Annotated in this window: 19 protein-coding genes; 8 read left to right on the top strand and 11 right to left on the bottom strand. The window is 63.3% G+C overall.

Annotated features, from left to right (window positions below; translation table 11 throughout):
* The first annotated feature begins 666 nt into the window (after positions 1-666).
* The 4 genes from HLH29_RS01395 to HLH29_RS01380 all read left to right on the top strand — a co-directional run bounded on the left by HLH29_RS01395 (position 667) and on the right by HLH29_RS01380 (position 10,121).
* Positions 667-3,090: a TonB-dependent receptor gene (locus HLH29_RS01395; protein ID WP_182964198.1), complete on the top strand. Its 2,424-nt coding sequence runs from the start codon at positions 667-669 to the stop codon at positions 3,088-3,090.
* Positions 3,091-3,098: 8 nt separating this feature from the next.
* A complete protein-coding gene (locus HLH29_RS01390) occupies positions 3,099-5,120 on the top strand; it encodes a phosphocholine-specific phospholipase C (RefSeq protein WP_182964197.1) in 2,022 nt (673 codons plus the stop codon).
* Between the two features lie 347 nt (positions 5,121-5,467).
* Positions 5,468-7,069: a diguanylate cyclase domain-containing protein gene (locus HLH29_RS01385; protein ID WP_182964196.1), complete on the top strand. Its 1,602-nt coding sequence runs from the start codon at positions 5,468-5,470 to the stop codon at positions 7,067-7,069.
* Positions 7,070-7,679: 610 nt separating this feature from the next.
* Positions 7,680-10,121: a TonB-dependent receptor gene (locus tag HLH29_RS01380; protein WP_246373568.1), complete on the top strand. Its 2,442-nt coding sequence runs from the start codon at positions 7,680-7,682 to the stop codon at positions 10,119-10,121.
* Positions 10,122-10,291: 170 nt separating this feature from the next.
* Here HLH29_RS01380 and HLH29_RS01375 read toward each other — a convergent pair whose 3' ends face one another.
* Positions 10,292-10,777, bottom strand: a complete 486-nt coding sequence (locus HLH29_RS01375) for a thioredoxin domain-containing protein (protein ID WP_182964195.1) — start codon at positions 10,775-10,777, stop codon at positions 10,292-10,294.
* A gap of 15 nt (positions 10,778-10,792) precedes the next feature.
* Positions 10,793-11,425 carry a peroxiredoxin gene (locus tag HLH29_RS01370; protein ID WP_182964194.1) on the bottom strand — a complete coding sequence of 211 codons (633 nt, stop codon included), beginning with the start codon at positions 11,423-11,425 and terminating at the stop codon, positions 10,793-10,795.
* A 527-nt stretch (positions 11,426-11,952) separates the two neighbouring features.
* On the opposite strand from HLH29_RS01370, the gene HLH29_RS01365 reads away from it, so the two are divergent.
* The 4 genes from HLH29_RS01365 (at position 11,953) to cysE (ending at position 15,098) form a co-directional block, all read left to right on the top strand.
* Complete coding sequence (locus HLH29_RS01365; protein WP_182964193.1) at positions 11,953-12,162, top strand: hypothetical protein; 210 nt, start codon at positions 11,953-11,955, stop codon at positions 12,160-12,162.
* A 42-nt stretch (positions 12,163-12,204) separates the two neighbouring features.
* Positions 12,205-12,504 carry a co-chaperone GroES gene (locus HLH29_RS01360; RefSeq protein ID WP_182964192.1) on the top strand — a complete coding sequence of 100 codons (300 nt, stop codon included), beginning with the start codon at positions 12,205-12,207 and terminating at the stop codon, positions 12,502-12,504.
* Positions 12,505-12,519: 15 nt separating this feature from the next.
* The gene (gene groL / locus HLH29_RS01355) at positions 12,520-14,148 is read left to right on the top strand and encodes a chaperonin GroEL (RefSeq protein ID WP_182964191.1); all 1,629 of its coding nucleotides are present in this window, start codon (positions 12,520-12,522) and stop codon (positions 14,146-14,148) included.
* Between the two features lie 77 nt (positions 14,149-14,225).
* On the top strand, positions 14,226-15,098 hold the full coding sequence (gene cysE, locus HLH29_RS01350) for a serine O-acetyltransferase (RefSeq protein ID WP_182964190.1): 873 nt from the start codon (positions 14,226-14,228) through the stop codon (positions 15,096-15,098).
* Between the two features lie 21 nt (positions 15,099-15,119).
* On the opposite strand, the gene HLH29_RS01345 is transcribed toward cysE, so the two are convergent.
* Genes HLH29_RS01345 through HLH29_RS01305 form a run of 9 tightly spaced genes read right to left on the bottom strand, consistent with a single transcriptional unit; the run spans position 15,120 to position 23,206 of the window.
* Positions 15,120-15,962: a type II secretion system protein GspK gene (locus HLH29_RS01345; RefSeq protein ID WP_182964189.1), complete on the bottom strand. Its 843-nt coding sequence runs from the start codon at positions 15,960-15,962 to the stop codon at positions 15,120-15,122.
* A complete protein-coding gene (gene gspD / locus HLH29_RS01340; protein ID WP_246373566.1) occupies positions 15,959-18,376 on the bottom strand; it encodes a type II secretion system secretin GspD in 2,418 nt (805 codons plus the stop codon). The genes HLH29_RS01345 and gspD overlap by 4 nt, the downstream gene beginning before the upstream one ends.
* Positions 18,377-18,390: 14 nt before the next feature.
* Positions 18,391-18,879, bottom strand: coding sequence for a general secretion pathway protein GspN (locus tag HLH29_RS01335; RefSeq protein ID WP_182964188.1), 489 nt, complete (start codon positions 18,877-18,879; stop codon positions 18,391-18,393).
* Entirely contained in the window at positions 18,876-19,487 is a 612-nt protein-coding gene (gene gspM / locus HLH29_RS01330; protein ID WP_182964187.1) for a type II secretion system protein GspM, read from the bottom strand. The genes HLH29_RS01335 and gspM overlap by 4 nt, the downstream gene beginning before the upstream one ends.
* Before the next feature lie 11 nt (positions 19,488-19,498).
* Positions 19,499-20,536 (bottom strand): PilN domain-containing protein, encoded by a 1,038-nt coding sequence (locus HLH29_RS01325; RefSeq protein WP_182964186.1) that lies wholly within the window; start codon positions 20,534-20,536, stop codon positions 19,499-19,501.
* Between the two features lie 28 nt (positions 20,537-20,564).
* On the bottom strand, positions 20,565-21,152 hold the full coding sequence (locus HLH29_RS01320) for a prepilin-type N-terminal cleavage/methylation domain-containing protein (RefSeq protein ID WP_182964185.1): 588 nt from the start codon (positions 21,150-21,152) through the stop codon (positions 20,565-20,567).
* On the bottom strand, positions 21,149-21,565 hold the full coding sequence (locus HLH29_RS01315; protein ID WP_182964184.1) for a type IV pilus modification PilV family protein: 417 nt from the start codon (positions 21,563-21,565) through the stop codon (positions 21,149-21,151). Before HLH29_RS01315 ends, HLH29_RS01320 begins: the two co-directional genes overlap by 4 nt.
* Entirely contained in the window at positions 21,562-21,990 is a 429-nt protein-coding gene (locus HLH29_RS01310) for a GspH/FimT family pseudopilin (RefSeq protein WP_246373564.1), read from the bottom strand. Before HLH29_RS01310 ends, HLH29_RS01315 begins: the two co-directional genes overlap by 4 nt.
* On the bottom strand, positions 21,980-23,206 hold the full coding sequence (locus HLH29_RS01305; RefSeq protein WP_182964183.1) for a type II secretion system F family protein: 1,227 nt from the start codon (positions 23,204-23,206) through the stop codon (positions 21,980-21,982). Before HLH29_RS01305 ends, HLH29_RS01310 begins: the two co-directional genes overlap by 11 nt.

Genomic DNA, 23,206 nt, shown 5'->3' with positions numbered 1-23,206 from the left:
TATCGTCCGCCGCAGGTCTTTCGGCGGCGTCTTGCCCCGCGGACGCACCGCTTCGATCAGTGGCTCCCAAACCGCCCACGCTTCGTCGGTGAAAATCTGTGTCGCATTGCTTTCAGTCATTCCTCATATATAGGAATAACCTACAAGATCTAACAGAGCCTAGTCCGGAATCGTCGATGGCGGCCGCGAACGGGCCATAGGCTGGGTCGAATCGCACGGCGTGGCCTTTCGCGACGGCGAAATCGTGCTGGCGGCCTGTGAGGGCGTGCCAGACGGGCCGGTCGAGAGGATGGCCATCCGACCGTTTTCCAAGCTCGGACATCAGGGTGCTTTCGGACGCGTTAAAGCCGGCCTATGCGCCTGCTCCGATTTCTTGACGAAGTCAACAAATCGGCCGGACGACCGGAGTGGCCGCGCTTCAGCCGAATCGTGGAATGAATCCGTCAAAATCTTGTTTCGTTTCGTCATCTCTTCTCAAATGGCTTTGATTCTCTTGGCAGGGAGGTGTTATTGGATGAAAATGTAACGATAAAGAAATAAATTGGCGGCAGGAAGAAGCGACTGTCATAAAATCATAACGAGACCTGATCGGGCGCCAATCATATGAAGGCGGCCATAAGCCCGGAACAGCGTCATGGTGACGCACAGCCAGCAGGACGGAGCGATATGAACAAGAGCGCGGCCCTTTTCGTGACGACCTGTCTTGCCGCTGCCATGATCCATCACGGGGCAATTGCTGCCGCTGCAAGCCACAAGCACAAGGTTCGCAAGCCTTCGTCGCAGGCGGCTCCCGTGCGGGCTCAGGCCGCGCCGGAAGCTGTTGCGCCGGTTGCGGTGGCGCATCCCGCTGTCGTGGCGGCCCCGACGGCGCATGCCGAGAGCGGGAACGAGGCGATCGTCGTGTTGGGTGCGGGGGCCGCGCGCGAAACGCAGACCGTGTCGCATCTGGCGATCCAGCAATATGTGCCGGGTACCAGCCCCTTCAAGGCGCTTTCGAAACTGCCGGGTGTCATGTTCACCTCGTCGGACCCGCTTGGGTCCTACGAATGGTCGCAGCAGATCATCATCCGCGGGTTCGACCAGAGCCGGCTGGGGTTCACGATGGACGGGGTGCCGCTGGGCAATCTGGCCTATGGCAACGATAACGGGCTGTCGATCGGCCGGGCGCTCCAGACCGAGAATAACGGGCGCGCGACGTTGACCCAGGGGGCGGGGTCGGTGGGTGTGGCCGCGTCGAACAATCTGGGTGGCGCGCTGGAGTTTACCTCGATCGACCCGACCAACAGATTCGGTGTGGATGTGGCGGGAACGGTCGGTTCGGCCGGCACCTGGCGCACCTTCATGCGGGTCAATAGCGGGGTGCTGCCGGGCGGCGGGAAGTTTTATGTCTCTTACGATTACCAGGACGCCAACAAGTGGAAGGGTGATGGCATCCAGCGCCAGCAGCAGGCCAATGCCAAATTCGTCCAGCCGCTGGGGGAGCATGTGAAACTGACCCTGTTCGGCGACTGGTCGCTGCGACAGGAGAACGACTATCAGGATCTGTCTCTGGCAACGATCGCGAAATACGGATACCGGGTCGACAATATTACGGGCAATTACAATCTGGCCAAGCAGATCGGTTATGCCTACCAGAACGGCACGGCCTATCCGGCCGGGATCGGCAACACCAATTACGGCAGCTATCCGGACTTCGTCTATTACAACGCGGCCGGCTTGCGCCAGGACGCGATGGGCTACGGGCGGCTGGATTTCGACCTGACCGACCGCCTCAAGGGGTTCGCGACGGTCTACGGCCATACCAATAGTGGCGAGGGCGTGTGGGCTACGCCGTATCAGGCGACGCCGGCGGCGCTGGGTGGCTCACCGCTGTCGGTCCGGACGACCGAGTATGACATCCATCGCGAAGGCTTTCTCGGCGGCCTGACTTACACGGCTGGCCACCACACGATCGAAGGCGGGTTCTGGTTCGAGAACAACGATTTCGAACAGGCGCGGCGCTTCTATCCGCTGGGTCTGGACGGAACGCCGAGCAGCACCTACTGGTACAAGAACAACTGGTTTGCCACCCAGTGGCAGGGTGCGTTCAATACCAAGACCTATCAGGTTCATCTGCAGGATACGTGGCAGATCACTCCCGCCCTGAAGCTGAATTATGGCTTCCGGTCGCTGATTGCGGACAATAATGCGCGTCAGATCGGCAGCAATATCCTGGGTGTGAAGGGGCCTGACGGCTATCCGTCGGGTTCGATCGAGGCGAGCAACGGCTTTCTGCCGCAGGTGGGGGCCAATTACCGCGTCAATGCGCATAATGAAGTGTTTGCCGATTTCGCGCGCAACATGGCGGCGTTCGACAATTCGAACACCGGGGCGACCAGCCCGTTCGCCACGACGATTGCAGGCTATGAAGCGATCAGGAACAAGCTCAAGCCGGAAATGTCCTATTCCGAGGAGATCGGCTATCGCTATCACGACCATAATATCCAGGCATCGATCACCGGCTACTATGTCGAGTTCGAGAACCGGCTGCTGACCATCACGCAGGGAACGGGCGTGCAGGGCAATGCGTCGGCGCTGGCCAATGTCGGCGGCGTTACGGCGCGCGGCGTCGATCTGGCCTTCAACTACCAGTTCGCCCCCAATTGGTCGATCTATGCGTCGTATGCCTTCAACGACTCGAAATATGACGACAACGTCAATAGTGGCGGGACCATCTATGCCACCCGGGGCAAGGATGTGGTGGGCATGCCGCGCAACCTGGCGAATGTGCAGATCGGCTACGATGACGGGTCGATCTGGGGCAATATCAACATGCAGTTCCAGGACAAGCGGTCTTATACCTACCTGAATGATGCATGGGTGCCGGCGAACGATGTGTTCAACCTGAATGTGGGCTATCGCTTCCATAGCAGCAACTGGTTGCTGCGTGGGGTGGATGCCCAGGTGAACGTGAGTAACCTGTTCGACAAGCGTTACGTCGCGTCGGTCGGCACCAACGGGTTCGTGTTCTCGGACCCGACGCACACCTTCGCCACGCTGCAGGCAGGGGCACCGCGCATGGTGTTCTTCACGCTGCGCAAGCATTTCTGACCGGCCCGATGCGTAACGCCCCCGGACGCCGGCGCTTCCTGCAATGGAGCGCGGGGCTGGCGGCCGGGGGTGTGTTGCCCGACAATCTGCGCCGGGCCCTGGCCATTCCCCCGCATCGTGTGACCGGCACGATCGCGGATGTGGCGCATGTGGTGATCCTGATGCAGGAGAACCGGTCGTTCGATCATTATTTCGGCTGTCTGAACGGCGTGCGCGGCTATGGCGACCCCAGGGCCGAGCGCCTGCCGGATGGGAGTTCCGTCTTCGCCCAGCCGGACGGAAAGGGCGGGCGGGTGCTGCCGTTTCGCCTCGATACCGCCCATACTTCCAGCGCCTGTCTGGCCAGCCTCGATCATAGCTGGAAGGGAACGCAGGCGGCATGGGATGACTGGAATAACTGGGTGCCGCGCAAGACGGCCATGACGATGGGCCATTTCACCCGAACGGAGATCCCTTATTATTACGCGCTGGCCGACGCGTTTACGATCTGCGACGCCTATCATGCCTCGATCTTCGGGCCCACCAATCCGAACCGGCTTTATTTCTTCACGGGCACCAATGGTCTGGCGGTGGGCAATCTGGGTCGGCAGGCCATCGAGAATGTCGATGACGGCAACTGGACCGCCGACATGGCGCATGACCGTGCATCGTTCGCGCCATTCCGTTGGATGACCTATCCCGAACGGTTGCAGGCTGCCGGGGTCTCGTGGCGGGTCTATCAAGAATATGATAATTTCGGTGACAATCCGCTGGCATCATTTGCCGCATTCCGGAAACTGGAGCGGCGGTCATGGCGATATCAGCGCGCGCGGCGCGTTGTTCCGGGGTCCAGCCGCGCGAACATGAAGAATTCGGACGGCCGGTATCTGGTCGAGGCGTTCGAACGGGATGTGGCGAGCGGCCGCTTGCCGCAGGTATCGTGGATCGTGCCGCCCACCGCCCTGTCGGAGCATCCCGACGCGCCGCCGGGTTATGGCGAAGTCCTGATCTCGCGCCTGATGGACGTTTTCGTGCGCTATCCCGATATCTGGGCGAAGACGGTCTTCATCCTGAACTACGACGAAAATGACGGGTTCTTCGACCATGTGCCGCCCCCGGTTCCCGCGCTGGAGGCGGCTCAGGGGGGCGGCACCGTTCCGGTGACGGGCGAGGTGTATGAGGGTGTGCCGGTCGGGCTCGGCCCACGGGTGCCGGCCCTTCTGATATCGCCCTGGAGCACGGGCGGCTGGGTCAACTCGCAGATTTTCGATCATACCTCGGTTCTGCGCTTTCTTGAGGCGCGGTTCGGTGTGGAGGTGCCGAACATCACCCCGTGGCGCCGCACGATCTGCGGGGACCTGACCTCGGCCTTCGACTTCACGCGCAAGGATGCACTGTGGCCGGCGGCCCTGCCGGATACCTCAGGCTATTTGGTTCGGACGCGGGCCTCGTGCCGTCTGCCGCCGCCGGTGATCCCCGACCGGCAGTCTCTTCCCCGTCAGGAAGACGGGCAACGGCCGGCCCGGCCCCTTCCTTATGACCTGCATGCCGATCTGGACGCGGGGGATACGCTCCGGCTGGGCTGCGCCGGCACGCAGGGGGCCGTGTTTCGGGTGCGCGACGGGCATGGCGTGCGCCATTATACGGTTGGGGCTGGGGGCGGCCATGCCGTCGCGGTCGACGGGGTGGTGACGGTGCAGGGGCCCAACGGCTTCTACCGGGGCTTTACGGCCTGTGCCGGCGTTTCGGTGGCCTTGCGGGCGGGGACCTCTTTGGACGCGGTCGTGCTGCGGTTGGGCCAGGATGCTGGCGCTGCGCGCAGGGGTGTCGTTGTGGATGTCTATGGGGATAGGCGGTGGGAGGTTACGGTGCCACCGTGGGGATCGGTCGATGTCACGATCGAGATCGGCCGGAGCGACCATTGGTACGACCTGACGGTTGAACTGGACAAGGGAAACCAGCGCATTATCCGGCTTGCCGGTCATCGCGAGACCGGACGGCCCAGCCGCACCGACCCTGCCATCGGCAGCATGGCAGGTCTGCCCGTCTGACAGCCGCATTGCCAACGCGCCCTGATGACGATTCTGTGTGCGTCGGTGGGCGCCGGTACGCAAAAATACATGCCTTACGTGATCTTTGCGGGTCTTGTTTTGCGTATCGGACCATATTTCCATTCAGCTTGTCAGTGTCCGGCCGGATTATCTGCCGTCTGGACAGGTATTGAAAATTTATATAACAAAAGAAATGAGGTGATATTTATGGATTGGGGGCGTTCGTGTCCCGGTGGAGGGTAATAAAGAATCGCCCAATGTTCTTCTGAAAGATGTGGAGCCTGCCTCGCATCCGGCGGGTGAAGGGTGTCGGCGTGCGCTTTATATTTTGATTTTGGTAAAAAAGAGTGCCAGCCTCTTCGGCCGTACGGGGGGCGATTGATAGGCTGCATGCAGTCCGTGTTGAATGGCATTTATTTCTCGCGGTTATCAGGGTACTGGTTGTACTGGATGCGCTGCGCGAGGGGGCAGGGTTGGGCTGGAGACCTTATCGTTCAGCAGAAACCAGACGAGGCATTGGAACGGCCGCGATGCTTGTTGCGGTCTTTGGTGCGAGTTGCCTGATTTCTCGTTTCTTCTTTACGGACGAATTCGGCTATTCCTCCTTCTGGCCACCGAACGCTGCGATGCTGGTCGCGCTGCTGACCTTGCGGCCCCGCCTGGCGATGGGGGTTCTGGCCGCCTGTCTGGCCGTCAATTTCGGGATCAACAGATTCGCCGGTGCGCTGTCGCCGCCCGAGAGCCTTTTGGCGTGCAGTCTGAATGTCATACAGGTACTGCTGGCTGCTCCCATGACGCGCCGCTTCTGCGGGGCGAAGATCGATCTGACGCGCCCGCGCCGTTTCGCGGCGTTTACCGTCATTGCGCTGCTGTCGGCCGCTACCGAGGCGGCGATCGGCGTCGCGATCGAATACTTGTTTCTGGGAGACGCCGCGCCGCCTATTGGCGAATGGATGCAATGGGTTCTCTGCGACGCGCTGGGGCTGCTGCTGGCCACGCCCGCTGTGCTGAATCTGCTTCGCTACTCGCGTCCGGGGCAGATCATCTGGCGGGTCGAGAAAGAGAACGTGGCCTTGCTCCTGTCCTGTGTCGTGCTGACGATCCTCAGCTTCGCCTGGACGCGCTCACCATTGTTCCTGTTCCTCTACCCGGCCCTTGCGATGCTGGCCTTTCATGCCAGGCCCGCATGGAGCCTGACGGCCGTCTTCTTCGTCTCTGCCTTTGCCTCGGCGCTGACGGCGCGTGGATTGGGGCCGATCGCCCGATTATCGCCGGACGGCACGCTGATGCGCGAAGGCATGATGCAGCCTTACCTGTTTTCGCTGCTGCTGGTCGTGCTGCCGATCAACAATGCGGTCGGTGAAAAACGGCGTGATACACGCCGGCTGATGATGATGAAGGCCAATCTGGAACATGCCGCGACGCATGACATGCTGACCTCGACCATGAATCGCCAGAAATTCGAGGCGATTTTGAAGTCGGTGGTCGAATGGCAACAGCCGGGAGTGATTCTCTTCATCGATATCGACGATTTCAAGGGGGTCAATGACAGTCTGGGGCACCAGGCGGGAGATGCATTCCTGAAGGCGTTCAGCGTCCGGCTGCGGGGACTGGTGACGTGGCGCGGAGGTTGTGTCGGCCGTTTTGGCGGCGACGAATTTGCGGCGTTCGTTCCGGGCAGGTTTTCGCCGGAGGAGCTCGATGCGCTGTGTGTCATGATTTCCAGCGCGCTACGCGCACCCTATTGCTTTGCGGGAGTCACGCGATCGGTGACGGCCAGTATCGGTGCGGTGATGACCGGTATGGATCGCATTACTGCCGATGAACTGATTCACCGGGCCGACACAGCCCTTTATGCGACCAAGGCGGCCGGTCGCGATGGGTATACGCTCTTCAGGGAGCCAGCCGCCGACGATCTGGTCCCTTTTCCGGCGGGCCGAGCGCTGTAGGATGGGGCGGGGCGGTTGCCCCGCCGAGATCAACCCGGCGTCAATTGGGTGATCAGGCAAGGGACCAGTCCGTTCGGGCCGGATCGAAGCGGGAGAGGAACGTGCCGTCGCCCGCTGCCGGTTGCATTGCATATGACGGGTCATGTCGTATTCGAAATAAGGGGCGTCGCTTCCGTTCATGAATGGCGCCATCCGGTCCCTTAACCTGGCATTGGTAACGATACGAAGCAGAGCCATTCCGGGTTCATAATGTTGGCGTGATGATCAAATGAATTGGCGCCGATCAGAAGGTATTTCGTGTCCAGTGCGGGAAGCATGGGTAATACTCTCTAATATTGTTTGGTTCTTTGTGGGCGGGGGATGGGAGTTTTTCCGCCATATGTGTCAACATATGCTAGGAGGCTCTCCGTATCTGATAATTAAATCAATATAAACAGAATATTGAGGTGGTCGTTGCGGTTTTTGTCGTTTCTATATTCCTGATTGACAAAACATTGCTAAAATGTAACATTATTCTGGTCCGTAACTGATCTGCGTCACGAACATCGATCCTGGAGTCCTCAGCAGAATGCGACGACTTTCAAAAAACAACAGTGCACGCCTCGCCTCGATGCTTCTTTCTTCAACCGTCACGGTGTCTGCTCTGACGATCGGTCACGGGGTACAGGCCGCGTCGGTCCATGATCCGCATCACAAGAAGGCGCCCAAGGCCGCAAAGGCTGCAATGCCGGCCCCGGCGAATGCGGCACCTGCCGTGCCTCCCGTCGCACAGGTCGGCGGGACGGCCCATGCTGCAGCGACACGGGCTGCGCTTCAGGTACCGTCGCAGGGCGAGGATATCGCCATTTCTGCGCAGCGCCGCGCCCATGGTACGATGATCACCGTTGGGTCCGCCGCTATTGCGCGGGCGGTGCCGGGCACCAATCCGCTGAAGGTTCTGGCGCAGCAGCCCGGCGTCATGTTCCAGGCGGATGATCCGCAGGGGGTCGATACATGGTCGACCCAGATCTATATGCATGGATTCCTGCAGAACCAGATCAGCACGACGCTGGACGATATTCCGCTGGGTGAGCTGGCCTATCGCAACTATAACGGCCTGAACCCCATACAGGCCATCAGTTCGGAAAATGTCGGCCGGCTGGACGTCTCGACCGGCGCGGGTGCCGAATCGGTGGCCAGTACGAACAATCTTGGCGGGTCGATCGAGTACCATTCCTCCGACCCGAAGAAGATGGCGGGTGGCACGGTTGCCCAGACCTTTGGCAGCAATGCGCTGTTCCATACCTTCGTGCGCCTGGACAGCGGTGAGTTGAACCGCACGGGCACAAAATTCTACGTGTCGTATATGCGTAACGACACGGATAAATGGAAGGCGGGTGGCAACCAGTTCTTCCAGCAGGTGAATGCGAAATTTGTCCAGCCGATCAGGGACGACAGCAAGATTTCCGCCTTCTTCGATTTCAGCCAGTATGCCCAGTTCAACTACCAGGATTACTCGCTCGATATCTGGAAAAATGGCGGAAACTATATCGACAATTATTATAATGGCAAAGCGAGTGGCTATATCGCCGCCATCGAGGCCGCGCGGGGCAATTATCCGTCGCGCCTCAACGGCATCAGCGACAAAGCGGACGCCGCCTATTATGACAGCACCTCGGCCTCGACCGATTTCTTTGGTGGTCTGACGGGTGATTTTCGCCTGACGGACAGAGTGCGCTGGAAGACCACATTCTATGGGCACGGCGAACACCAGCATAATGACTGGACCAATCCGTTCTATCCGTCGCCTTCGGGTGCGCCGATGTTCGAGCAGGTGAAGGAACCGAGCATCCGGCGTTTCGGCGCTCTGTCCTCGGTGCAGTACGAGGTCGCCCACAACCATATCGAAGGTGGCGTCTGGTACGAAAACAACCAGTTCAATTCGACGATGTTTGGCTATTCACAGCCGAACGTAGTCGATGGCGTCATCCTGGGCAGGCCGATCAATCCTCTGGGCAATTTCTCGAACAAGACGCCCTTCATGCAGCTTTTTGGCCAGATCACGAACACGAACACCTTTACCGCCTTCGTCCAGGATACCTATAATCCGCTGCCGAACGTTGCCCTGCATTTCGGGTTCAAGTCGCTGCTCAATACGTCGCGCGCTGGCGACGGCTATTACAATACGGCTTATTATGGCCCGGGTGCTTCGGCGGCGGGTACGCTGACGACCGCGCGCGCCTTTCTGCCTCATATCAGCGGCGACTGGCATTTCCTGAGGCATCACGAGCTTTACTTCGATGTTGCGGAGAATGTGCATGCCTATCCGCAGGGGCAGTTCAAGACCGTTTCATCGCCCTTCGCGGTGACGCAGGCGGCTTTCGATTACGCACGCCCGAGCCTGAAGCCTGAAAGCGACTGGGCCTATGCGGTTGGCTATCGCTACTCCGACCATTTCATGGATGCGACGCTGCACGCCTATCACACGAATTTCTTCAATCGTCTTCAGCAGATCACGTCCGGCAACATCGTGAACCCGATCTCCACGGTGCTGAATGTCGGCGATATTACGATGAATGGCGTCGATGCCGGCCTGACCGTGCGGCTGGCGCGCGGTCTCTCGCTCTATAACAGCATCAGCTGGAACCATGCGACCTACGACGACAATGTAACGGCACAGGGCACCACCTATTACACCAAGGGGTCGCAGGTTGTCGCCTATCCCCGCCTGATGTACAAATCGAGCCTGAGCTACGCCTATCGGGGATTCGATGCGAGCATCGACGCCTCCTACATGTCGCAGCGCAATCTGAGTTATACGGGCGACGCGAAGGTTCCGTCCTACTGGCTTGCGAATTTCAGGATGGGATACAAGTTCGGCAATATGGGGAAATATGCCCATTCGCTCGGCTTCATGCAGAACCTGCAACTGGATTTCAACATCTACAACCTGACCAACCAGTTCTATGTCGCGACGATGGGAGAAAACGGGTTCCCGCTTTCAGGCGATTACCAGTCGTTCCTGCTGGGCGCGCCGCGCCAGTTCTTTGGATCAATCCGCGCGGAGTTCTGAGCATCTGAGGCTGCATCCTGCCCCCCGCGTTGCGGGGGCAGGTTCCCAGAGGCTGTTCCAAAAGCTCTGATGGTGAGTGAGGCGCGGCATTAGCCGCGCGTCTGCCGGTGCTTTTTGAGCATCGGAGCGGCCTTGTAGGCCGCCCGCCGCGAAGCGTAGGAAATCGCCAGTCAGGCCGCCCGGATCGGGCGGAGGGGGATGTCTTCAAGCCCGAGGGCTTCGGTCGCCTGAATGATATCGGTAAAATGCCTGCCGCGTGCCGGTGGGTGGGACAACGTGGTGCGGATTGTCAGATCGGGATCGACCACATAAACCGTACGTTCCGCCATTGGCGTTGCCGGAACGATATCGCCGATATCCTGCATAACGCCCTGCCAGACCCTGGCGACGCGGTTTGCATCCTGTGGGGTGACCATCGTGAAGCCCGGGCTATGTGGGCTGTCATTGTCGCGCCGGGGTGACAGGCCGAGCAGCCGCACGGGCTGTGTACGCGCAAGTGCCCATGCGACGGCGCGGCGCAGGCTATCCAGATCGTAATCGGCCGGATGCGTGATGACGATGCCCCAGCTTCCTTGCAGCCATGTATGGAAATGAATCGGGCCCGCATTCGTCTCCGCCGCGAAATCAGGGGCCTGCCATCCTGGGAACAGCGCCATAGTGAATTCTCCTTTTCAGCGTGGCTGCGCAACCAGACGCAGATAGGGACGCAGCGTCTTCCAGCCATTGGGGAAGAGGGCGCGGGCCTGCTCGTCGCTGACCGAGGGGGCGATGATCACGTCGTCGCCTTCCTGCCAGTTGGCGGGCGTTGTCACCTTGTGGCGGTCTGTCAGTTGCAGGCTGTCCAGCACGCGCAGGATCTCATTGAAATTGCGGCCGGCCGAGGGCGGGTAGGTCAAAGTCAGCCGGACCTTCTTTGCGGGGTCGATGATGAAGACCGTCCGGACGGTGACCTTGGGGTCCGCTGCCGGGTGGATCATGTCGTAGAGCGCCGCGACTTTTCCGTCGGCGTCGGCGATGATCGGAAAATTGACCGTGGCCCCCTGGGTGTCGGCGATATCGGCTGCCCACTCGGCATGACTGCCGACCGGATCGACGGACAGGCCGATGACCTTGGTGTTGCGCTTCGCCCATTCCGGGGCGAGTTTCGCGACGGCCCCCAGTTCGGTGGTGCAGACAGGGGTGAAATCCTTCGGGTGGCTGAACAGGATGCCCCATGAATCCCCCAGCCATTCATGGAAGCGGATGCGACCGATGGTCGTCTCCTGCTCGAAATCAGGCGCGATGTCGCCGAGATGAATGCTCATGATGTTGGTACCCTTCCAACCAGGCCCCGCTCTGCTGGGGCGCTCGATAACGATCTTATATCGTTATATGGAACATTCAACGTGCAAATTGGTATTATAGACGGCGTTCGTGATGCGTCTGGCGCAGGCATCCCGGCCTGACCCGTAAGGCAACGCGCCGTGCGAGCCGGACCTTTAAGGGGGTTCTATGAAAAAAACATAATTAAAACAATTATATGAATGGATTTACGTTACGATCTACGCACTAATAACGTTGATAATCGTAATATGATTAATAATACGATCATATGACGTTTTAATCTTGACGCATGCCGGAGAGCCTGTATCGTCCCGTCTGTCGCCATCGCATGATGGCGTGATCATCCGGGGTATGGAGTCCGATGACCCTCATGAGTGCGCGAATGTGTCGCAGCAATCGATGTAGCGTGGGATGGTCCGGCCACATGGGGCCGCCGCCCGCCCGATAACGCGCCGGTGGTGAATGCTGCCGGCGGACCCGCGCAAGCGGAACGACAAGGCAGCAGGCAATGTTTGAATCACGGATCGTCGAAATCGAAGGCACGTTTCTGGGGGCGCTGATTGTGGAGGCTGACCGCAAGACGCGGCGCTTCTACGCAGCGCATGAGAGCGTGCGCCTTCTCCATAACCGTGTCCTGGCTGAGCCGGACGAACTGACGCGACAGGTCCTGTGGCAGTTCCGCCGCGCCCACGCGGACAGCCTGACACTGGCGCGGTAATCCGAACGCGGCAATTCTGAAATCGTCGGAAGGTTTGAGACAATGAGTGGATTTCGTCCTCTGCATGACCGGGTGGTCCTGCGGCGTATCACCCCTGCCGAACGGACGGTGGGCGGTATCATTATTCCGGATTCGGCGCAGGAAAAGCCGGTCGAGGCCATCGTTGTGGCGGTGGGACCGGGCGTGCGGGATGAGCGGGGACAGGTGGTGCCGCCGGGCGTCCATGAGGGCGATCGCGTCCTGTTCGGAAAATGGTCGGGTACGGAAGTGAAGATCGACGGTGAGGATCTTCTGATCGTCAAGGAATCGGACCTGTTCGGCATTATTGCCGACACGCGCTGACATTCGGAGAGCATCATGGCTACGAAAGACGTCAAATTCGCGGGTGACGCCCGGGCGCGGCTTCTGGCGGGGATCGATATCCTTGCCGACGCGGTGAAGGTCACCTTGGGCCCCAAGGGCCGTAATGTCGTGATCGAGAAGAGCTTCGGCGCGCCGCGCATCACCAAGGATGGTGTATCGGTCGCGAAGGAGATCGAACTGGCGGATCGGTTCGAGAATCTGGGCGCGCAGCTTCTGCGCGAGGTCGCCAGCAAGACCAATGACCTGGCCGGTGACGGTACCACCACCGCGACGGTCCTGGCCCAGGCGATCGTGCGGGAAGGGCTGAAATCGGTGGCGGCGGGATTCAACCCGCAGGATATCAAGCGGGGGATCGACCAGGCCACCGCCGCGGTGATCGAGGAACTGCGTGCCCGTACCCGCCCGATCGCAACGAAGGAGGAAACCGCACAGGTTGCGACCATTTCGGCCAATGGCGAGGCGGCGATCGGCCGGATCATCTCCGACGCCGTGCAGAAGGTGGGCAAGGACGGCGTCATTACCGTCGAGGAGGCCAAGGGTTTCGAGACCGAGCTGGACGTGGTCGAGGGGCTGCAGTTCGACCGGGGTTATATCTCGCCCTATTTCGTGACCAACACGGAAAAGCTGATCGCGGACCTGGAAAATCCTTACATCCTGATCCATGAGAAGAAGCTGTCGTCCTTGCAGGCGCTGCTGCCGCTGCTGGAAAGTGTGGTCAAGTCCGGTCGTCCGCTGCTGATCATCGCCGAGGATGTCGAAGGCGAGGCGTTGGCGACGCTGGTGGTCAACAAGCTGCGCGGCGGGCTGAAGATCGCGGCCGTCAAGGCGCCGGGCTTCGGCGACCGGCGCAAAGCGATCCTGGAAGATATCGCGATCCTGACGGGTGGCGAAGTCATCAGCGAAGATCTCGGCATCAAGCTGGAATCCGTGACGCTGGCCCAGCTGGGCCAGGCGCGCCGGGTGGTGATCGACAAGGACAGTACCACGCTGGTCGATGGTGAGGGCGACGCCGAAGCCATCAAGGGACGGGTCGCGCAGATCCGCGCGCAGATCGAGGAGACGTCATCCGATTACGATCGCGAGAAATTGCAGGAGCGCCTGGCGAAGCTGGCGGGCGGGGTGGCCATCATCCGGGTCGGTGGGTCGACCGAGATCGAGGTGAAGGAGCGCAAGGACCGGGTGGACGATGCGCTGAATGCGACGCGCGCGGCGGTGGAAGAGGGCATCGTGCCGGGTGGTGGCACGGCACTGGCCCGCGCGGCATCGATCGTGGCCCGGCTGCAGTTCCACAATGAAGACCAGCGGATCGGTGGAGAGATCGTGCGCAAGGCCCTTCAGGCGCCCTTGCGCCAGATCGCGGTGAATGCCGGCGAGGATGGAGCCGTCGTTGCCGGCAAGGTGCTGGAGGTCGACGATTATCATTACGGCTTCGATGCCCAGATCGGTGAGTACAAGGATCTGGTGGCGGCCGGCATTATCGATCCGACCAAGGTGGTGCGCACCGCGCTGCAGGATGCGTCGTCGGTTGGCAGCCTGCTGATCACGACCGAGGCCCTGGTGACAGAAAAGGCCGAGGCGAAATCATCCGCCGCCGCACCGCAGGGTGCGGATCTGGGGTATTGACGAAAACGGAGGATCGCGTTCGCCCGCTCGGGCGGACGCGATCCCTTTCGTCTTCGGGGATGGGACTGGAACAGAGGATGGACGCGGACGTCACCAGCCTGCGTGCCTATTTCGAACGGGGCGGGGTGGATGCGGCGGCGATCGGTGCCGTGGCCCCGTCGGTCTCGCCCGCCGGGCTGTGGGAATTGATTCGGGGCGAAGCCCGGGCACACCGTGACCCGGTTCTACGGGACCTGACCCGGCCGAGCATTCTCGATCAGCCGGATTTAGCGACCGCGCTGGCTTATCTACTGTCGCGCAAGCTCAGCAACGATCTGATGCGCAAGGCAAGTGTCTTCGCATTGATCAGGGATTTCCAGATCGGTCATCCGCAGGCGGTCGATATGGCCGTTGCCGATCTGGCGTCGATCCGCGAGCGCGATCCGGCCGCCAGCGGGCTGCTGGTCCCGTTCCTGTTCTTCAAGGGTTTTCATGCGATCCAGTCCTATCGGGTCGCGCATTGGCTGTGGCAGGAAAACCGCCGCCCGCTGGCACATTATATCCAGGGTCGGGCGTCGGAAATGTTCGCCGTGGATATTCATCCTGCCGCGCAACTGGGGCAGCGGGTCATGTTCGACCACGGAACCGGCATCGTGGTGGGCGAAACCGCGGTGATCGAGGATGATGTCGCCCTGTTGCAGAACGTCACGCTGGGTGGGACCGGCAAGGAGGCCGGCGACCGGCATCCCAAGGTGCGGCGGGGGGCGCTGATCGGAACCGGGGCCAAGGTGCTGGGCAATATCGAGATCGGCGAGGGGGCGAAAGTCGGTGCCGGGTCGATCGTGCTCAAGCCCGTTGCCCCGTTCACGACCGTCGTGGGCAATCCGGCGCGGGTCGTCGGTGCGCCGCACAGGGGCCTGCCATCGCTGACCATGGATCAGAGCCTGCCGGCCATCGAGTATGAAATCTGAGAATCCGGCGGTTTTTCCGGCTCACGATCCTGACTGCAATTGGACGATATGCACGATATCGGCCAGGGGTGTGCCGGGGTGTTGCGTCGGGGTCAGCAGGACCGTGGCCTGACGGGTCGTCCGACCGCCCTGGCCGTCCTGGACGATGATCTCGGCCCTGAAACTGCTGGGTCTGTTCTCGTTGCGGGAGGGCGGAGGGGGCACGGCGTCACCTGCCTTCCGCAAGGCTTGTCGCACCGTGGCGTCGGCTTGCGTGATATCCGGATCGTTGGGCTGGATGACGGAGAGATGCGGCGCCATGGCGCGCAGCAGGGCTGGATTCATGCCCAGGACCAGTCCGATCTCGCCGACTGTCTGGAAGGAGCCCTGCGGCGGACGATATGTCAGCCCTGCCGCCAGATAGCGGGCGCGCATGGCTGCGACATTGCCCTGTGCGCTGCTGCGCCATTCCACCATGTTGGCCGCGACCGAGGTCGCCTGGCCGGCGGTCGCGCCGCATTGTTCCATCAGGGCGGCCAGCAGGGAGCGGGGTGCGCTATTGGGGTTGATCAGGCCGGCTTCGCTGCGTAGTCGCGTGGTCAGGGTCAGGCCGTCCATGTGCGTGACATAGGCGCGGCCGTCCATCGCCCAACGCGCCGGGGATCGGTCCAGGGCGTGAAAAATCGCCTGCCAGATTGCGCCGTCCGCTTCCTCCTGCATCTGGGTTGCGCTACGCAGCGCCCGGATTCCGCGCAATTCGGCGTCGGCTGTGGCGATGACGATGGAGACGAGCAGCGACAGCCCCACCAGCGTCCACAGCACGATCAGCAGGGCGAAGCCGCCCTGGCGGTCGCGCGTGGCCGATGTCGGGGCGCGGCATGTCACCGGTCCAGCCCCACCCCCCGTCGCAGCGGCCGCAGGGGGTCGGCGCTGCCGGTCGTGTGCATGGGCGTCAGTTCATCGGGCACGTTTGCGGCATTCGGATGGGTGTCGCGCAGATCTTCCATCAGGCTGACCGCATCGCGCTCGTCATGGATGACGTGGGGGGTGATCAGGATGAGCAGTTCGGTGCGCTGGCGGTTGTTGTTCTGGTTGCCGGCCAGGAAGCCCAGAACGGGGATGTTCTTCAGCCAGGGGATGCCGCTGTTGGCGCGGCTGGAATTCTCGGTGATCAGCCCGGCCAGCCCAACCGTCTGCCCGTCCTGCACCACGACGCGCGAACTGACCGAGCGGTCGTTGAAGGTGGGGTTGGTGGTGGTACTGGTGGTCGTTACCGCCGAGGTGCTGCTGACCGAGCTGACCTCCTGCGCGATGTCCAGCGTGACCAGGCCGGCATGGCTGACATGGGGCGTGACTTCCATGATCACGCCGGTCGGCTGGTAGGTGAACTGGTTGTAGATCGACGTGCCGATGGTGCTGGACTGCGATCCGATCTGGACCGGCACCAATTGCCCGACCTGCAACCGGGCCGGGTGATTGTCCTGGACCATCAGTTGCGGCGAGGACAGGACATGCACGGTGGTGACGTTCTGCAGCGCGTCGATGGCGAACGGTGCGCCGCCGCCGCTGGCGCCGCCGATGATGAAACCTGGCAGGGTGTGGCTGAATGCGGCGGTCGCCAGCGTGCCGGTGGTGATCGTCTGGCTGTTGGTGCTGAGCACGCCATTGATGCCGCCGGATTTGAAGAAGAACTGCGTGCCGTATTGGAGCGCGTCGTTGAGCTGGACCTCGGCGACCACGGCGTCGATGCGGACCTGGAGCGGCATGACGTCGATGCGGTTCAGCATCAGTTCCACATTGTCGCTCTCCTGGTCGGTGGCGTAGACGAGGATCGCGTTATGCTGGCCGTTGGAGATGATCCGCATGCCCTGCGTGCGGGAGGACTCGCTGCTTGCGGAATTGTCCAGTCCGCCCAGCAGGGGATTGTTGAAGGACGCGGCCTGCTGCTGGCCCGTGCCTGTCGCCCCCTGGGTTCCTGCCGGGGCTCCTGTCTGGGTGCCGGTCGCACTGTTGGTGCCCAGGCCGCCGGTCGTGCCTGCATTGCCACCCAGTCCGCCCAGGCCGCCGGTGGTGCCACCCGTGGCGCCACCGCCCAGATTGCTCATGGCGTTGCCCATGCCGCCGGTGAAGCTGGTCTGGGTGAGTTGTGAGGTCGTGCCCGGTGTGGTGCCGGGCGGCAGGGCCGTCACATTGTCCGGGGTGAAGGCCTGTTGCAGCGTGTAGGTGACGTCGTTCACGTTGGAATTCTGCACGTAGAAAATGTGCCAGGAGCGGATGGTGGCGCGGCGGTTGCGTTCGATCAGTGCGAACAGGCGGCGTGCGTCGTCGATATAGCGTGTATTGCGTGCCACGATCAGCACGGCGTTGACGCGGGTGAGGGGCAGAACCTGCACGATTTGCGCCAGGGAGCCGCCGCTGCCGTGCAATGCCGTCTGCAGGGCCGACGCCATGTCCTTGGCATTGCCGGAATCGACCGGAAGAAGCGCATAGGATTGGCTGCTGAGCCAGTCGACGTCGAATGCGTGGATCACCTCGACCAGGGCGTTGCGTGCCGCCGGGTCGCCGCTGACGATCACCGCGTTGCCGCTGTCGACCGGCGTGAGGTGCGCGCCGGACTGCACGAATGGCTGAAGGGCGCGTGTCAGGCTGGCAGCCTCGGCGTAGCGCAGCGGGACCATCATGTTGCCGCCCAGCGCGGGGTTGTCGGCCATTCCGGCCATGCCGGCCGGGGAACCGCCGCCCTGCAGACCGCCGGGTTGACCCTGGGCGGGGACGATGCGGTACAGCCCGTCGCTGTGCAGCAGCACGGCCTGGACCTGGGCCAGGAGCATCTGCAAGGCCGGCAGTACCTGCGCGTTCGTCAGCGGGGCGGAGGTATGCAGCGTCACCGTCCCATGCACCGCCGGGTCGATCGCGTAGTTCACATGCAGGATATCGGTCAGGATCTGCGCCACGGCATCGCGTATGTCGGTATCGGCGAAGTTGAGGGAAATCTGTCCTTCGCCGGCCGCGATGCCCGAGGAGCGCAGGGACGGCAGGGTGTTGCGGCCGTAACTATACTGCACCTGCCCGGACACATCGGTCGTGCCGATCCGCCCCTGGGCGCCCTCGGGAGCCGGAGAGGCCAGTGGCAGTGCGCCGGAGAGGGGTTTGACCCGTGGCGGCCCGTTGTCGCACCCCGCTACTGACAGGCAGAGGGCCAGGCCGGTGCAGAGGGAAGGGGCATGACGAGGCATCGTGCCCTCGGGCAGGCGGCGACGCGTTGTCATGCCTGCCAGGGAGCGGAGCAGGATATTCATCGTGTAGGGCCTTGTCATTGGTCTTCAGGGCTGGTGTGGGGTGGGGTGGATATGGACGCGTTACCGTGCGTCCCGCTGTCGGTGCGGCGATCGCGGTCCGGGCGCATGGCCTGTTCGCCCGTCGCGCCGCGAACCCGGATCGTACCGTTCTCGATCGCGAGGACCCGCCATGGGCCGACGACGTCGCCGACATCGGCGATTCGGCCGCGCGCCTGTCCCGGGATCATGAAGATGGCGTGCCGCCTGCCATGGCTGACGACGATGCCCGCCAGGCGGGGGAGGCTGTCTTCCGTCGCCTGGGTTTCGGCCGGGCGGCGGGTCGGGTTGAACAGGGGGCGCGCCAGGATCGTCTGCCGCCATGAGTCGATCTGCGTGGTATCCGGGGGGTTCTGTGCCTTCTGCGGAGGCGGGGCGGCGAGGGCCCGTGCCGCGCAGGCGCCGAGCATCAGCGCCGCCAGGCAGGCGGCGGGGGCTCGGCGCGGTCGGGATGCGGTGCGGATCATGGTGCGTCCTTCCGCGCCGGCGTGCCGTCCGTGCGCCGGAACGCATGAACCACCATGTCGCAATCCATGGCGGCGGCCGAGCCGCCGTCCGCATCGGCGCCATGCAGATGCAGCCCGTCGATCACGATCGCGGGGGCGGATTGCTCCAGCCGGGCAAGCAACTGGATGAGGGGCGGAAACGGCGCGGTGACCACGACATGCAGCCCGATCCGCCGGTAGCGCCCGGCGATTGCCGGGGCCACGTTTTCGGCACTCGTGATCTCGGTCCCCGTCGTGCTGGCGAGCTTTTGCAGGATGTCCTGCAAATTGGCGCTTGCGACGGCGTCGGTGGTGCCGTCGATCAATTGCGACGGGCCGGGCGCTGAGGTGGTGGCCGCCTGGCGCAGTGCCGGCAGGGCGGTGGCCAGCCGTTCCATGCGGGCGAGGGTGGCGCGTTGCAGTTCCAGCCCCTGTGCGCGGTCGGCATGGAGGTTCCAGACCGGTCCCAGCACCAGAAGCCATGCCAGCCCCAGCGCGACCGCCAGCATGCCCAATGCCAGTGCCTGCCCCCGCCGCCCTTCGGGGAGGGTGCGTACCCATGTCAGCAAGGATGTTGTCCCGTGATTCATGTTTTTTCCGCTCAGTGGCCGACATCGACGCGAATGGAAAACACGCTGGCATTCTGCCCCGTCACGCGCGTGACCGGGGCGACGAAGGCGGGATTGCGGAAAAGCGGCGTCCGGCTCAGCACCTGGATCAGCCCCGTCGCCTCGGGCGACTGGCCGCTGATGATCAATTGTCCCTGGCGGAGGCTCAGATCGGTCAGGAAGCTGTTGTCGGGCAGCATCTGCGTGGTTGCCGCCAGTACCGCCATCGGGTCGCCCCATTGCCGGCGCGTCGCGGCGATGACGGTCTCGCCGGCCTGGCGATCTTCGGCCTCGCGGCGCAGCATGGCCGCCTGCAGGGCGGCCGGGCGCAGCGCCGCGATCCGCGCCGACAGTGCCGCCTGTTCGGTGGCCTGGCGCCAGAACAGAAGCGCCACCACCAGTGCGGGCAGCAGGGTGGCACCGGCCGCCACCAGGATGCGGGTGTCCTTCAGGCTGCGCCAGGGCGACCGGTCCGTCTTCAGCGGGATGGGAACCGACCGGGTGGCGTCTTCCAGCCGGTCCGGCTGGATGCCGAGCGACGCGAGCATCCCCAGGGGGGAAGCGATGGATGCCCGGAGTACGAGCGACAGCAGGATGCGCACCTGATTCAACGCGGTGTCCCGCCGGATGATGGTGTGGCTGTAGAAGAGCGCATCGGCGGAAAAGGGGGTCAGCCGGTCCATCTCATAGGCCAGGGTTCCATCCAGGTCGGTCTCGGTCGCGGCGGGCAAGGTCACCTCGCGCTGCATCACCATGCCGGGTGACAGGAGCAGGATCGTTTCGGTCGGGCGATGCCGGCCTGCCTGCATGGCCTGGCAGGCGGCATGTGTTTCGGCATCGGTGGCTTCGGACAGGCCGAGCGTGCCCAATGGCGTGGAATGACCTTGCCGTTCCAGCGACAGGGAAAGCGATTGCCCGTTCCATGCGGCGACCAGCCGGGGAGGCGACGGGAGCCGTGCCAGCCGCACCCGTTCCGGGATCAGGCTGCTGATCTGTCGCCACCACCAGGCGAACAGGAGCCTGGCAATCATGAGGTGCGCTTCATGATGTTGGCTCCTATCACGGCATCGGGTCCAGCAGGGGGGAAGCGACGATGTCCGGCCAGTGCCGGGGATCGCCGTCGGGGAAGCGGATGCGGATGCGCACCAGCGCCGGCAGGTGGTCGCCGTCCCATGTCGTATTCCAGTGTCCGTTCGAGAAATAGGAGCAGTCCAGGTCCGTAACGTTTGTCAGCAGCGTTTGCTGCCGTTCGCCTGCTGCGGGTTCGATGACGTGCCGGTAGGGAATCCAGATCAGCAGCAGGCGGTGCCTTGTATCGACTGACAGGCGGATGTCCGCCTGGGCGTCTGGCTGGTTGCCCAGTGCCATCGGCAGCGTGCCGCGCAGCACCAGCCCGTGCGCCTGTCCGACGAAGAGGGGCCCTTGCCGGCCCGCTCCGGGATCGGCGCGCGTGATCAATCCGCGCAGCAGGCGATCGACGGCGCCCAGTTCGGCCTGCGACGCCAGCATGCCGTGCTGGCGTTCGAACAGCATCGTCGCCGTCTGGAATCCCTGTTGCAGGACCAGAAGCACCAGCGAGAACACCACCAGTGCGATCAGGATTTCCAGCAGGGTGAAGCCTGCCTGCCTGTGACATTTGCGGGTCATGGAACTGCCTCGCGCGTGCCCAGGCGGAGGGTGCGCAGTTCCACGGACCGCCGGCCTGATGCGGCGGATGGGTCGGGCCAGGATTCGGTGACCTGCACCCGGTACAGCACGAGGCCGGATGAGGTGCCGGCAGCCGCCTGTGCGGGCACGATCCGGACGTGCCAGTGCAGGGCGCTGCCGTCGTCGCCATCCTGTTCCAGCGGACCGATCCGCATGCCTTGGCCGACGGCTGCCAGATGCGATTGGGCGCGGGAAAGGGCATCCTGCGTGCGGTTGGAGAGTTGCGTGGCGGCGACGCCGTCCAGCATGCCGCGATAGGCGACCGTCAGCGCCAGGATCACGATGACGAAGGCGACCAGGACTTCGATCAGAGTAAAGCCGTCCTGTGGGGTGGGTGGGCGTGGTGGGGTCATGGACCCTCCACGCCGACGGCGCCGGTCAGCCAGTTGACGCGCAGGATGACATGCCGCCCGCCTTCGGCCAGCGCGGCTGTGGGGCCGGCCGCGCTGCCGTCGGGATAGAAGAGGAAGCGCGCCGGCCCCGCGATCGACACGCCCGCCGGCAGGGTGTGGCGGGAGCCGGGTTGCAGCCCGTAATCCCGGTGCGCCGCGTCGAGCGTGAAGAGCAGCGTGGTGCCGGAATAGATGGCCTGCATCCGGGCTTCGCGCATTGCCGACGCGACCTGCCGCGCCGCGCCGTGCAGATCCAGCGTGACGGAATGAAACGGCCCGCGTCCGACCATGATCGCGCCGACCAGGCTCAGGATCAGGACGACCACGATCATTTCGATCAGGGTGAAGCCGCCCTCGCCGGGGCGGGCGGGGCGTCTATTGTGCAAGGTCGTTCAGGCTCAGCATCGCCAGCAGCAGCGAGGAAACGATCCCGGCGACCAGTAGCCCCATAATGATGGTGATCGCCGGCACCAGCAGCGCCACCAGGCGCTGGATGGCGATGCGGGCCTGGTCCTCGTGAATGTCGGCGGCGCGCAGTGCCATCGGCCCGAGCTGTGCCGTTTCTTCGCCCAGCCGCAGCAGGTGGATCATGCGGCGCGGGAAGACCGACGCGCCGTCCAGCGTTGCGGCCAGCCCGTAGCCGGCCTTGGCGCTCTGCGTCGCCGCGTCGATCGCGGCGACGGCGGCGCGATTGGTGGTCGCCTCGCGCACGATCGCCAGTGCCGTCAGGATCGGTACGCCGTTTTCCAGCAGCGTGCCCAGGATGCGGGCGAAGCGGGCGGCGAGGATTTCGCCGATCAGCGCGCCCACGACCGGCAGGGCCAGCAGCCGGCGATCCACCATCAGCCGGATGGGGGGGCGGCGCAGCAGGGCGCGGCCCAGCAGAACCAGCGCCAGCAGGACCAGCGGCACGGCCAGCCCATAATGGCCCAGCCAGGCGCCGGCCCCGATCAGGAATTGGGTCGAGGCTGGCAATGCGACCCCGTTCTGGGCGAACAGGGGCGTGAACTGGGGCAGGACGGTGGTGAGCAGCAGGGTGATCGACCCGATGGCCGCCAGCGTCAGGATGGCGGGATAGATCATCGCCGACTGCACCGTCGCGGTCAGGGCCCGTTCGCGTTCCAGCAGCACCGCCAGCCGGTCCATGGTCGGTGCGAGATCGCCGGTGGCTTCCGCCGCGCGGACCATGCCGAGATACAGGCGCGGGAAACTGCCGGGATAACGCCCCATGGCCACGTGCAGCGCGCGGCCGTCGCGCACCATCGTGCGGACGCCGTCCAGCACGGCGCGCACCCGCGCGCGGGGCGTGGTCTCGGCCAGGAAGCGCAGGGCGCGGTCGATATCCTGCCCGGCCCCCAGCATGACCGCCAGTTCACGCGTGATGGCGGCCAGTTCGGCGCGGCGCAGGCCAGGGCGGCGCAGCGTGCCCGCCAGGCCGCCGAGCGCCCGTGTCGGGGCGAAGGGCGGCGGCGCGCCGATCCGCATCGGGATATGGCCCTGGCGGCGCAGCGCCGTCAGGACCGCATCTTCGGTCTCGGCCTCCAATGTGCCGCGGATCAGCGTGCCCTGGGCATCGACGGCGGTGTAGGCGAATTCAGCCAT

Source organism: Gluconacetobacter tumulicola, assembly GCF_014174215.1.
GTDB lineage: Bacteria > Pseudomonadota > Alphaproteobacteria > Acetobacterales > Acetobacteraceae > Gluconacetobacter > Gluconacetobacter tumulicola.
This window is presented reverse-complemented; position numbering and strand designations above follow the sequence as displayed.